This is a genomic window from Flavobacterium sp. GW823-FHT06G12 (assembly GCF_058794775.1).
This window is the reverse complement of sequence record NZ_JBXAHE010000002.1, coordinates 979,489-992,342: the sequence shown is the minus strand read 5'-3', so window position 1 is coordinate 992,342 and position 12,854 is coordinate 979,489. Positions and strand designations below refer to the sequence as shown.

Below are 12,854 nucleotides of genomic sequence, written 5' to 3'. Positions count from 1 at the left end.
TATCATACAAATATACGAAATAATAACCATTCCCCTATTATTCCCCTAAATATGATTATTTCATCTAAATTCAATGAAATTAAATAGAATTAAAAAAACCAATAAAAACTTTAAAAACAATACATTATAAAATAATTTTAATCCTTTTTATTTTTAATTATTATTAGGTGGCACTCCTATTATCCGCACAAAAAAAAGCTTCTGAAGATTTTTCAGAAGTTTTTTTGTTTTTACTGCATTCTACTTTTTGTTATTAAAATTGTTGATAAGCAATTTACTACAATATCATTTTATTGGTTTCTATTTTTATTTTTGGGAAACGATTATGGCTTCCCAAATACTTCGATTAAAAATCTCACATAACTAGCAAAATATACTACTAAATAATGGATTATTTAAACTCATTTTTCCAGAATATTAAAGATAAATTAAGCAATCCATTTTTCGGAACACTTATCCTAATTCTAATTCTACACCATTGGGAACTATGGTATTCATTATTTAATTTCGACAAAAATTATACTAGAAATGCAAAAGTTTCATTAATAAGAAATCTTGCAGAACACGAATTAAGTACTAAAAACATCCTTTATGATATTCTCTATGCTTTTGCAATATCATTATTAGGATATTTAATTATAGTGGGGACCCGAACTCTTTCAATGGTAATCGAGTTCAGAATCATGCCTTTCATAACTGGAAAAATTATCAATAAAAATGTCGTTTTAAAATCAACTCACGATGAAACAGTTTTAGAAAGAGATGAATACTCCGAAAAATATGAAGAACAAAGAAAAAATGTTAGACTGTTGTCAAAAAATTATGATGAACAAATTGAGCAAATCAAAACGAAAGATATTGAGCTAGCTGATACAATGGCTACTGCTTCAGCATTAACTAAAAAACTCAACTCTTCAGAACGAAAAGCTGAAAATGCTCAAAATGAACTAGAAAAATCAAAAACAAAATTACAACAATTAGAAATCGAAACAGAAAATCAAAAAAATGAATCAGAAACATTTTTAGATAACTTACAAGAATACAGAAGCTTATTTTTTAATGAACAAAATTTACTTTTTTGGAATTCACCAAATAAATTTCCAAACATTATTACAAATAAAGTCATAGAATTAAAAAAGAAAAATAAATGGAAACAATTTTTAGAAGTTGCAAACTATCTTGAAAATGGAGGAACAATGTCTCCTAATAGAATTACTGAAATAAAAGAGTTCGGAGTTGTTAAACAAATAAAAGGGAGGAGATTTAAACAATTAAGTCCAATAGGAGAGATTATATTTAAATATAGATTAATCTTCGACGAAGTAGAAACCGACTATGACATTCATTAAAAACAAATAAACTATATTAAAGTTTTTTTTAATGATTTAACCAAGACCAAATAATCTCAAAACATAAAGTGCACACTGTTACTGAGACTCCTTCCTTCCTCAGAATAACAAACACTTTTGTAATTTCATTTTGGCGAAAAGAAATTACAAAAATAAATCACAATCAAAAACTAAGAGTTCAAAGTAAGCACATTTCACACAAAGCTACAAACCAACAAATTAACATCAAAACCAATTTAAAAAAATCTGCCAATAAACTCTCCTCCTGGCCTATTGCAGAACAAATTCCCTTACAGAAAATGTCATTATTGATGGGAACGCTCTTGTGATTGCTAGAAAGAAAAAATCCCAAATCCGTCTAGTTTTGTCATTTCGAGGAACGAGGACACGAGCGATAGCGAATTGGCGAAGCAATCGCACGCGTATATCTACAAAGATTGGCGATTTTCTTTGCGGAGTTTCTAGTGTGATTTCTCGTTCCTCGAAATGACAAACTACGCTGTAATTCATCTTTATCAAATCATCTTGACGAAAGGAGCTTTTCAGCATCACCAACAGGTTGTCAAACTATGAAAAAAATTGCGGAAATCACTCTGGAATTTTTTGTCGGTTTTGCTTTTGGTTTCTCCTTTCGTCGAAATGAAGATATTTTTAAAACGTTATTTTCTCTTATTCAACTTCCAGATACGGATGCAAAATTTCGGCTAATTCATTTAGCCAATAAAAACCTTTTTCTAAGTTTTCTCTTTGAGCATAAGCATATCCTCTTTCATCATCTTTCATAACAACTAAAGCAATTGCATAATTTAATTGCCGAATTGCTTTTGCCAAATCTTTAGCATCAATAACATTATTAAAAAAATCTAAGAGTCTTTTTTCTGTTTCTTTTGAAAGATCATTTGTAGCCATTGTCTTATTTTTTATTTGAAGCAAATATAATAATTTGTAGGCATGAATGCTACCAAAAGCGAAATAAATCTTTCCACTTTTGAAATATGAACATTTCAGAAGAAAATTACATTATAAATCTTGGCATTCACATTAGACAGTTACGTGAAAAGAAAGACTTATCACAGCAAGATTTAGCTGATGATTCTGGCATGACTAAATCTCAAATAGCAAGAATAGAAACCGCTAAAATTAATACTTCAATAAAAACTCTTGTAAAAATTGCAAAAGGTTTAGATATTGAACCTAAAGAGTTACTTGATTTTCCTTTGAAATAAAACTCAAAACTTTCCTTAACCTCCAATGATTAAAACCAAGAAATTTCAACTTACCAAAAAAGAATATTTCATGTTCCTTGTTAGACTTGAATTAAAAAGACGAGGATGGTTATTTGCTTTTATGTGGATCTTTTCTACTTTCGTTCTTTTTACTGGAAAGAAAGATTCTTTTAGCATTTTTATTATAGTCGTTGGTTTTATGTATCCTGTTCTTACGATTTATAAATATTGGATTTTTGCAAATTCAAAAGACAATAAGATTGTTTTCTACGAAAGACAACATGAAATATTCTCAGATAGAATTATTTCTGGAATGGGGGAAATATCTAATAGTACAGTTCCTATGCAAAATTTTGTAAAAGTTTTCGAACTAAATGACCTCTATCTTTTATACTACACCAAAGGACAAGCAATCTTCCTTCCAAAACGAATTTTTGAAACTCAAGAAGATGAAAATTGGTTTAGAAATAAAGTTTTTTTGAAGATTAAAAACAAACAGATTTCGGCTAAAGCCCTTCCTTCTCAAACATAAAAAAACCTCCAGATAAAGCAGGAGGCAATTCATAAAACTTCATGCCTTAATAGGCTATTTTTTCTTTTTGTTATATCCTTTTTCATCAAAAGGCATTATTTCATCCAAAAACATTTGCTCTAGAAGTTTCAAATCTTTTGGGTCAGATTTTACGGCCGTATCATTTTCTTTTATTTCGCTCAGGATTTCAAATTCGAATTTATCCTCTCCAAGTTCTTTCCAGTCTTTTTGAAGCTCTGCCACAGGATGATTCCCGCAGTTAAGCTGAAATTTCTGGCGTTTAAAAATAGCATCAAGATCAGCACTGCTGTTTATATATACTTTTTTGTTTATGGTATTTCGTATTTGAAAAACACCTTTCTTGAACTTCATTTCCTTGTATTCGTCTCTAAGTTCTTTTTTGGTTTTCATGCGATTATTTTTTCATTGTTTTTTCTATTTGTGATTTTAAATTTTTAGCAAAATCACCATAATCAGACGGATAATTTCGGTTTAAATACAGCAGTAAAATCCCCGTAATTAAACCATTAAGCTCTTTTGCTATTTCTTGAACTTCTTCGGCCGTAAAACTCTTTTGATCAATGCAATATTGAAATTCTTCTTGGCAAAGTTTTTCAAGAAAAGAGGAAATTAATTCTGATATTCTGGCATTTTCAGCCGAATTAGGAAGTTTTTCGATAAAAAAGATTTCAAAAACACTTGGATATTGTACAAAATATTCGGCGTAGGAAATCGCAGTCGCAATAATTTTCTTTTCCCCTTTTTCTACGTCTTTTGTTTTATCTTCAACATATTCCTGGCATTCCTGCTGAAAATCTTTCACACAAAGAAAAATAAGTTCTTTTACATCTTTAAAATAATTGTAAAGTGTAGCAAACGAATATCCCGCTTTCTCAGCTATACTTCTTACACTTAAAGCCTGAATGCCTTCTCCTTTTAAAATCTCCTTTGTAGCCTGAATGAAATAATCTTTCATTCTCTGCTCTTGTATTTCTTTTCTACTCATATCATAAACATCATTATAAAAAATGAACAATGTTCATTTTTTGAACAAAAGTAAAAATAATTAATGCAATTACAATTTTTTTACCCTAAAAAACTTCCGACAAAACAGGAAACAATGCGATAAGTACCCTTTTAATTTTAATATACTGACAACTATCGGGAGCGACAAAACAAAAAGCGATTCAGAAATTTCTTTAATTATTTTACACTTTAATATTTAAATATTCTTACTTTTAAAAAACCAAAAACCTAATTCTCAAAAATTCACTTGTTTTTAAATCTCAAAAAAACAATTAGAACACATGAGAAAATACAGATTATTAGTCATTTTTTTAGCAATTATTGCTGTCTTTTATTTTGCAAGAACAGTTCGAAGCTTTACCGTTCAGCACGAAACCAAAACTCTTAAATCGGAGCATTTTATTGTTTCCTATAACGGAATTTATAAAAGCGAGGCCGAAAAAGTCAGCAAACATCTGGAGGAAAATTATTCTAAAATAAGAGAAAATCTAAAAGACGTAGAACACGACCCGATAAAGGTTTTTGTTTACGGTTCGCAATTTAAGTTTAATGAAGCCACAGGTTTAGCAGAAAGCACAAAAGGCACAAGTCGTGGTCCTAACGAATTTCATTTTGTATGGACGAATTGGTTTAATTCTATCTTTCCAGACGATCCGCTAAAAACGGCTTTGCATGAGTTTACGCATTGCGTTCAGCTCAACATATTAATTTATAAAGCAAAAGACACGATTATCACCCAAGACCGACTAACTTTTGATAAGGAATTTGATAAAAAGTTTAAAGCCGAATATCCGCGCTGGCTTTGGGAATCGATTAGCATTTTTGAAGCGAAAGAGGTTAATTCGTTAAGCGTGAAATACGCCAAAAGCAAAAACCTGACTTTAGAAGATCTTAATCACGGTAATCAGATTTATAACATTGGCTACACGATAATCGAATATATGACTCAAAAATGGGGAAAAGATATTCTGCCCAAACTGATTGCGTCTTTCGGCAATATCCAAAAAACATTGAACGTAACGCAAGAGGAATTTGAAAAAGGATGGATTGCTTTTTTGGAGGAGAAGTATTAAACGGTTTTTAAATCCGTTTAGTTTGTCATTTCGACGAAGGAGAAATCTTCGCGAGTAACTCGGTAACGCATATCAACAATCTTTGTGGAGCTTCTAACTAAGATTTCTCCTTCGTCGAAATGACAAGATTGTGGTTACAATATGAAAAAAACCTTTGTCAAAGTTTTAAACTTTGACAAAGGTTTCGTATCACTTGGAATTTGGGATTTTAAAAAATTGGAATTTATCTACCCAATATTTCAATAATCTTATCCACATCCACTTCACTATAATCATTAATATAAAAATCGCATGGCGGAAGCTGTTCTTTTGTATGCGTGCTCAAAACGCCTACGACTTTCATTCCGGCATTTAATCCTGCTGTAATACCCGAAAAAGAATCTTCGAAAACCACACAATCCGACGGAGAAACCCCAACACGTTCTGCCGATTTTAAGTATACTTCCGGATTTGGTTTATGAAATGTAACGTCTTCAGATGACATCATCGAATCCATTTTTTCGCCAAGTTTCAAAGCGTTTGCAATCAAATCCAGATTCGCACGCGGTGCCGATGTTGCAACAGCTGTTTTGAAACCACGAGATTTTAACTCGTTTAAAAAATCCATATAATGCGGAATCGCTTCGACTTTGTCTTTGTAGATCTCACGGAACATTCCTTCTTTTTCGTCTTCCAATTTTATCAGTTCTTCTCCCGCAATCGGACGTTTGAAGAAATGCGTCATGATATAACTATTGTGTTTTCCGTACATATGTTCTTCAAATTCTTCTTTCGTGTACGGAATATTATATTTATCGAAAAACTTTTCAAAAGCGATTACATGATGCGGATTTGTATGCGAAATCACACCGTCCATATCAAAAATTACACATTGCTGGCTCATAATTTTGTTTTGTTGTTTTTAACGGTTGCAAGATAAGTTTTTCCGCAGAGTTACACAGAGGTTTCTCACAGAGATTCACCAAGATTTTTTTCGAATCGCGCAAAGTCGCAGAGTTTTATTTCACGCAGATTTAAAATGATTTAAGCAGATAAGCGCAGATATTATTAAAATCAAAATTAAATCTGCTAAAATCTGCCGAATCTGCGTGAAACAAAATCCTTTAAATCTTTATAATCTGTGGCTTTAAAAATAAAACTCTTTGCGTCTCTACTCCCGATGGCTATCGGGATTGCGAGAATAACCGACAAAGATTGGCAAAAACTTGAAACATTAAACCTGAAACAAAATCTTTACCCAATCCAAATTTTACTTTTCACCAAAGTCATAGTCTGTCTCAAATGCTGATTGCACGCAATAAGAATAATCAAAACCAATAAACCGTAACCTACAATAGTGTAAATCTCCATATCTGCCAACAGAGTCGACTGTTTGGCAATGCTTCCGAAAATCTTTTTCATAGCTAAAACATTCGCATTATCTGCCGAATATCCTTTGGCAATAAAACTCTGTGTAGCGTTTGCAATGTTTTGCTGTGCTTCGGGATTTTCGCCAGTGACAAACTGACTAAGCTTTAAAAAGTGTTTTTTGTTTAAAAATACGGTTGCATTCTGCATAACGCAAAAACCAATCGTGCTTCCCCAGAAACGTCCAGAAACGCCGACAATTCCTGAAGAAACCGCCATATTTGCAGGAACCGAAGAAGTAGTAAATAAAATCAACGGAACAAATAACAATCCAACTCCGATGCCCTGCAAAAAGTACGGAACAATAATATCTGATAAAGCCACATCGGGCACAAATAGAAACGTAAACCAAAAGTGATACAACGCAATTAGCGAAAAACCAATCAGAAAAATGATTTTGGTTGAAAGCGATTTCATCAAGAAAAAAGCCGCCAAAACCAATCCGATAATATTTCCGAGTCCGTTAATGTATTGCACACCCGCAACTCGAGACGGATCCCAATTCCAAATCGAATACATCGCCGAATGGCAAAGACTCAGCGTTGCCCTGCTGATGTAAAACAAGAAAAACAATAAAAACCCAATTCGAAGATTGGCATATTTAAAAACTTCAAAATTAAAAGTTGGCCTTTTAACCAAAAGCTCTTTGAAAATGAACAAACCTCCCGTAATAAGTGCCGTAATAAGCATTAAAACCATTTGAGAAGATTCGAACCAATATTTTTTCTCGGCATACACAAAAAAGTAGGCACCGCAAAGAATAGCTGTTAAAACCAAAAAATAGCTCATCCAGTCGATTTGATACAACGGGATTTTCTTTGTTGTTCGGTGCCCACGAAAAGTAACCAAGATTAAAAAGACATTTAAAACCTGCAGTCCGCCCGAAACATACAGCATGTATTTCCAGTCGTAATGATCCAGAAACCAAACCGCAATATTCATAATAAAAGGCGTTGACAGCAGTAGAGAACCATAGTAAAAGGAAAAACCAATTATAATGGCATTTTTAGAATCAAACTGCTCAATAAGCAATTGTCTGATAGTAATGGCAGGAAGTGCCATTAAGATTCCTTCGGCAACTCTCAGCAATAGAAAAACCGCAAAATTATCGACATAACCCGACGTCACAATCGTAACTCCAATTAAGGAATAAACGCCCATGAGGTAATTTTTGGCAGGGAAAAAACTCGAAAATCGGCTTTCTATAAGAATTGTCGCCAACAGAGTTCCATACGTAACGCACATCGCGTATTGCAAATCTTCGGGCTCAATGTCCAGAAAACTTGCCGCATACGTTACGTTTGACGTATAAACTCCCAATAAAATCATGGAATGCAAGAGACAAACAAACAAAATCGTAATGATTGCCCATTTTGGAACCCATGATTTAAAAATACTTTTATCTTCCATTTTAGTGTGCTGCGATCACAGTAATATTCATTCCCGCTCTTAAAAAATCGGCTTGTTTGTCGCTGTCTTTCAACTGAATTCTAACGGGAATTCTTTGTTCTATTTTTACGAAGTTACCCGTTGCATTATCTGGAGGAAGCAATGAAAATCTTGCCCCACTCGCCGGTGATAAAGAGGCGATTGTACCAACAAAAGTTTTATCGCTCAAAGCATCGGCTTTAATTTCAACATCTTGCCCAACGGTTAAGTATTGCAATTGCGTTTCTTTAAAATTGGCCGTAATCCATTTTTCTTTACTTACAATTGATAATAAAGACTGGCCTTCTTTTACCAATTGTCCTGGCTGTAAAGTTCGTTTTCCAACCCAACCGTCATAAGGCGCTGTAATTATGGTGTACGAAAGAAATAAAGCAGCATTATCTGCAACAGCTTGTTTTGAAGCAATATTGGTTTGCGTTGTCGGAACATTTGCTTCGGCAACAGAAGTGCTTAAAGCAGATGAATGAATTCTATTTTTCATTTCCTGAAAATGCGCCTGTGCCGACTCGTAATCTGCTTTTACTTTCTCTAATTGCTGAGAAGTTGCAGCTTCTTCGCTTACCAAAGCTTTGTATCTTTCGTATTCCAATTTGGTTTTCCAAAGATTCGATTTTGCCGCTTCTAACTGCGCTTCGTTAATCGCTGTTGCACTTGCCGTATTTATAGCATTTTTCTGCGCCACAACACTATTTTGCTGTGCGTTTTGAACATCGGCAAGAGCCACATTCAATTTTGATTTATATTCACGATTGTCAATTACAACCAAAGTATCTCCTTTATGCACGAACTGATTTTCGTTAAAACGAACTTCCTGCACATAACCCGTAATACGCGACATAATTGGCGTTACATATTGTTCGACTTGCGCGTCGTTAGTTTCTTCGTGATTTCTGTTGAACACATAAAACCAAATTCCTAAAATAACACCGCTTATAACAAGCACACACGCAATAATTGTTATTAGTATATGAAACGTTTTATTTCTTCTAGTTTCATTTTTTATCTTAACCATATCTCTTTAACTTAGTTCTTTTCTAAAAATCTTTCTTCTTTAATCTTTTTTCTAAGGCTTTAGCCAAATCTCTCACCATCTAGCCCTGCGGAAGCATTCCAGCCGTATGAAGCAGTTCGTAATGTTTTAAAACCGCATCCAATCGTGTAGAAATTTTGTTGTATTTCGCCTGAAGCAAAGCATTATCTGCATCAACCATTTCGGTGATTAAAACCAATTGATTTAAGTATTTCAGCTTTACAATGCGGTAATTTTCGTCAGCCAAATCCAGTGCTTTGTCCACAACAACAAACTTTTCAAGAATTTCCTGATACTGCGTATGCTCTTTATAAAGCTTATCTTGAATTTCCTCTTTTACAATTTCATTCTGCATTTCCTGCCATTTGATTTTGGTGCTCGCCTGCTCCATTTTGGTTTTATTTTTATATAAAGACGAAAGATCAAAAGTAGCTTCAATACCAACTTGTCCTAAAGTATACAGATACGGATTGGGCGGAAAGAATTTATAGTTCGGATAATAAAAACCATAATTCCCAAAGAAGTGAACACTTGGCAAATAGTTTCCTTTTACCATTTTCAGTTCGGTTTTACTGATATTCAGCTCCTGACTAGCAATACGCATTTCTTCGTTTTGCAAAGCTTTATTCATATAAAAATCATACGGATCCAAACCATTCATTTCGTCCAAACTCGACGTTGTGTCAATCGCAATTTCTTCGTTTTCTGGAATCTGGATCAGCGTTTTCAGATCGTGAAGTGCGATTTTAATGTTTTTGGAGTTAGTTAACGCATTCAATTCGCGATCTGAAAGCTGTAATTCGGCACGAATAACTTCGTTTTTCGTAACCGTTCCATGTTTTTGAAGCGATTGTACTTCTTTCAATCGGCTTTTTTCTTCTTTGATGTTTTCTTCGAATATTTTCTGAAGTTCCATCATTTTATAAATTGCCAGATAGTTTGCCACCACTTCAAGCTCGATATCATTTTCGGCCTTTTCGGTTTTTATTTTAGCTATTTCGCTTTCCTGATTCGCAATTTTGATGGCGTTATTAATCTTATTTCCGACATAAATTGGCATTTTAAAAGTCGAATTGACCTCATAAATTTCAGGAATTGCCGGAGTTACTTCTTTGTCTTTTAAAAACCCGCTTCCTTTGAATTCGGTAATATTCGTAATTCGAGAATACATACCGTTTAACTGTACGTCTGGCAGTCGGAGTTCTTTTCTTTCTTTGATATTCTGCTCTGAGAGCGTGACCTCCAATTGAGATCTAAGGATTTTTTTGTTGTTTTCTTTAGCCAGCTTCAAAGCTTCTTGTAATGAAACAGTATGAACCTCCTGCGCTTGTAAGCCATTGAATGCTAATACAATTAAGAATAACAGCAGGATTCTGGGAAAACAATCGTCTGTAGAATTTGTTGTTTTAAGGAACATGAATAATTAAATATTTGATGTTGCAAAGTTCCTTCATTTTTCTGGTGACTGATAATTCTAAAAAGCCAAGAACATATTCATTTCAGACAAATGTTAAAATCGTGTTTTCCGAAAACGTTATATTAAAACACTGAAAAACAATTTATTACAAAATAGATTTTGATTGTGATTATTTTTTGATTGCTCTCGCAGATTTGGCAGATTCTGCAGATAATTAATGAATTAAAGTAAAAATTTGCACAATCTGCCAAATCTGCGAGAAAAAACAAATCATTTGCTTTCTAAAATCTCTTCTCCGTTTAAGTAATCGGAAGGTCTTTGGCCTAAAATCTTGAAGAATGTGTTACTAAAAGTCGGAACACTATTGTAACCAACTTCTTCGGCTACCTCTTTTACCGAAAGTTTTCTTTCTAATAAAAGTTCAATTGCTTTGAGAATTCTTCGAATAGTATAATATTGAATAAACGACATGCCCAGATCTTTTTGAAACAAGCGATACAAAGAGCGTTCGCTGAAACCAAATTCGTGAGCTACATCGGCAAAGAGAATCGTTTCTCCTAGGTTATTTTCAATATAACGAAGGATTTTACTAAGTCGTTTATCTTTTGGCTGTGGTAATTCTAAAGGAAGATTATTGGTACATATTTGAGGAAGAATCGCTTTTATCGCTTTCGCAATGGCAAAGTTCGGAGTCCCTTTTTTAAGATCACCGTTCCATCGATTGGTAAAAAGCATCATTTGCAGCAATAGGTTATTAACCGGATAAATTCCTTCTGCTTTATAAAAGTCATCTTCATCCTTTTCAACAGGAAAATACAGATTTCGCATTGTCACACTTTCCGATTTCGGCTCGATGCTATGCTCCACTCCACTCGGAATCCAGATAAAATGTCTGGCTGGCAAAAAATACGTTTTGGTTTCTGTAGTCACAAAAACAACATCACCTTCTGCATAAAGCAATTGCGCTTTAACATGTCTGTGTGGCGGAATAAATAATTCACCCATTAAATCATGGTGACAGTATATGCTTTTTTTATCAGCATCTACTTTCCTGATGTAATATTTATCGAGTTTCTGACCAGAATGTTCCATTGGTGTTTAATACAGCGGTTTTTTCGTTATATTAAAGATAAGGAAATTAAATTCCAAATTTCAATTCCACAACGTTTGTCATTTCTACGAAGGAGAAATCTCCGTAAGTAGCTCCGTCGCTATAATCCAATCTTTGTGGAGCTTCTTGTGAAGATTTCTCCTTCGTCGAAATGACAAATCAGAGTGAGTAATACAAAACTTTGCGGTTAAATAACAAAAACAAAAAAGCCTTTCCGTTAAGAAAGGCTTTTAACAACTTAGGCGGTCTGGACGGGACTCGAACCCGCGACCCCATGCGTGACAGGCATGTATTCTAACCAACTGAACTACCAAACCCTGCGTTATTGCGAGTGCAAAAATACAACAGAATTTCGTTTCTGCAAGCGTTTTTTCAAATAAAATTTAGACAATTTTTTAATTGGTTAAAATCCAATATTTTAAAAATTCAAGTTTTAATTAAAAAGTAGGAATTTTCTTTTACTTAACCACTAAGAACGCTATCCCGATAGCTATCGGGAACACAAAGCCCATAAAGTTTAAAACTTTGACAAAGGTTTTTTCATATAGAAATATTCAACCTGATTTAAACATAGCCCGTGGTTTCAACCACGGGAGACGTATTTGTATCCATTGTGTCCCCGTGGTTGAAACCATGGGCTATGTTTTTATATAATGAATGGAAAATCTTTGTAGAATTACTTGCGAAGATTTCTCCTTCGTCGAAATGACAAACTGTTCGTTGAAATCAGAATCAAGCAAAAAAAAAAAAAATCGCAAAGCTTAATCAATTCTAAGCTTTGCGACTTTGCATTCTTTAAAAAATATCTTTGTGAACTTTGCGTAAATCTTAGCGCTCTTTGCGTTTAAATCTTCACAATCCAATTTTGGAATTTGGAATTTTCAACGAGTATTTAGGAATTGGAATTTGCCTTTTACAAAAGTGTTTTAAATCAAAAAAGCCATCCACAAAAGTGGAAAGCTTTTCATTGGTCTAACTACTAAACCAGCTACGAGTTACAAAGTCGTAGCAAAACAACACAACTAATCTTAGATACCGTATTTGGGCAAAAAAGCCTTTCTGTTAAGAAAGGCTTCCCCAATATTGCGGTCTGGACGGGACTCGAACCCGCGACCCCATGCGTGACAGGCATGTATTCTAACCAACTGAACTACCAAACCTCTGCGTTATTGCGGTTGCAAAGATAGTACAGAATTTCATTTCTGCAAGTGTTTTTGTAAAAAAAATGAAATAA

At 33.8% G+C, this 12,854-nt stretch carries 12 protein-coding genes and 2 tRNA genes; 4 read left to right on the top strand and 10 right to left on the bottom strand.

All coding sequences use genetic code 11. The features are described 5' to 3' along the window. The first annotated feature begins 386 nt into the window (after nucleotides 1–386). A complete protein-coding gene (locus AC1Q5Z_RS11205; RefSeq protein ID WP_492444833.1) occupies nucleotides 387–1,349 on the top strand; it encodes a hypothetical protein in 963 nt (320 codons plus the stop codon). A 669-nt stretch (nucleotides 1,350–2,018) separates the two neighbouring features. On the opposite strand, the gene AC1Q5Z_RS11200 is transcribed toward AC1Q5Z_RS11205, so the two are convergent. Continuing rightward, a complete protein-coding gene (locus tag AC1Q5Z_RS11200; protein ID WP_278019755.1) occupies nucleotides 2,019–2,258 on the bottom strand; it encodes a hypothetical protein in 240 nt (79 codons plus the stop codon). A gap of 86 nt (nucleotides 2,259–2,344) precedes the next feature. Here AC1Q5Z_RS11200 and AC1Q5Z_RS11195 point away from each other — a divergent pair, with 86 nt between their 5' ends. Continuing rightward, nucleotides 2,345–2,575 (top strand): helix-turn-helix domain-containing protein, encoded by a 231-nt coding sequence (locus AC1Q5Z_RS11195; RefSeq protein WP_008466338.1) that lies wholly within the window; start codon nucleotides 2,345–2,347, stop codon nucleotides 2,573–2,575. A 70-nt stretch (nucleotides 2,576–2,645) separates the two neighbouring features. Beyond that, nucleotides 2,646–3,107 (top strand): YcxB family protein, encoded by a 462-nt coding sequence (locus tag AC1Q5Z_RS11190; protein WP_492444830.1) that lies wholly within the window; start codon nucleotides 2,646–2,648, stop codon nucleotides 3,105–3,107. A 54-nt stretch (nucleotides 3,108–3,161) separates the two neighbouring features. Here the strand turns inward: AC1Q5Z_RS11190 and AC1Q5Z_RS11185 are convergent, their stop codons facing one another. Further along, on the bottom strand, nucleotides 3,162–3,518 hold the full coding sequence (locus tag AC1Q5Z_RS11185) for a GIY-YIG nuclease family protein (RefSeq protein ID WP_492444828.1): 357 nt from the start codon (nucleotides 3,516–3,518) through the stop codon (nucleotides 3,162–3,164). A gap of 4 nt (nucleotides 3,519–3,522) precedes the next feature. Then, nucleotides 3,523–4,113, bottom strand: a complete 591-nt coding sequence (locus AC1Q5Z_RS11180) for a TetR/AcrR family transcriptional regulator (protein ID WP_492444826.1) — start codon at nucleotides 4,111–4,113, stop codon at nucleotides 3,523–3,525. Nucleotides 4,114–4,414: 301 nt separating this feature from the next. Between AC1Q5Z_RS11180 and AC1Q5Z_RS11175 the strand changes: the two genes are divergently transcribed. Further along, nucleotides 4,415–5,206, top strand: coding sequence for a hypothetical protein (locus tag AC1Q5Z_RS11175; RefSeq protein ID WP_492444824.1), 792 nt, complete (start codon nucleotides 4,415–4,417; stop codon nucleotides 5,204–5,206). 223 nt (nucleotides 5,207–5,429) lie between these two features. Here AC1Q5Z_RS11175 and AC1Q5Z_RS11170 read toward each other — a convergent pair whose 3' ends face one another. The 7 genes from AC1Q5Z_RS11170 to AC1Q5Z_RS11140 form a co-directional block, all read right to left on the bottom strand. Next, complete coding sequence (locus AC1Q5Z_RS11170) at nucleotides 5,430–6,089, bottom strand: HAD family hydrolase (protein WP_492444822.1); 660 nt, start codon at nucleotides 6,087–6,089, stop codon at nucleotides 5,430–5,432. Nucleotides 6,090–6,439: 350 nt separating this feature from the next. Next, nucleotides 6,440–8,023, bottom strand: coding sequence for an MFS transporter (locus AC1Q5Z_RS11165; protein WP_177211227.1), 1,584 nt, complete (start codon nucleotides 8,021–8,023; stop codon nucleotides 6,440–6,442). 1 nt (nucleotide 8,024) lies between these two features. Further along, nucleotides 8,025–9,074, bottom strand: coding sequence for an HlyD family secretion protein (locus AC1Q5Z_RS11160; RefSeq protein ID WP_073408093.1), 1,050 nt, complete (start codon nucleotides 9,072–9,074; stop codon nucleotides 8,025–8,027). A 79-nt stretch (nucleotides 9,075–9,153) separates the two neighbouring features. Further along, nucleotides 9,154–10,509 carry a TolC family protein gene (locus tag AC1Q5Z_RS11155; RefSeq protein WP_492444820.1) on the bottom strand — a complete coding sequence of 452 codons (1,356 nt, stop codon included), beginning with the start codon at nucleotides 10,507–10,509 and terminating at the stop codon, nucleotides 9,154–9,156. A 270-nt stretch (nucleotides 10,510–10,779) separates the two neighbouring features. After that, the gene (locus AC1Q5Z_RS11150; protein ID WP_492444819.1) at nucleotides 10,780–11,601 is read right to left on the bottom strand and encodes a helix-turn-helix domain-containing protein; all 822 of its coding nucleotides are present in this window, start codon (nucleotides 11,599–11,601) and stop codon (nucleotides 10,780–10,782) included. A 262-nt stretch (nucleotides 11,602–11,863) separates the two neighbouring features. Continuing rightward, a tRNA-Asp gene (locus AC1Q5Z_RS11145) sits at nucleotides 11,864–11,937 on the bottom strand. Between the two features lie 769 nt (nucleotides 11,938–12,706). Next, nucleotides 12,707–12,780, bottom strand: a tRNA-Asp gene (locus AC1Q5Z_RS11140). Nucleotides 12,781–12,854 lie beyond the last annotated feature (74 nt).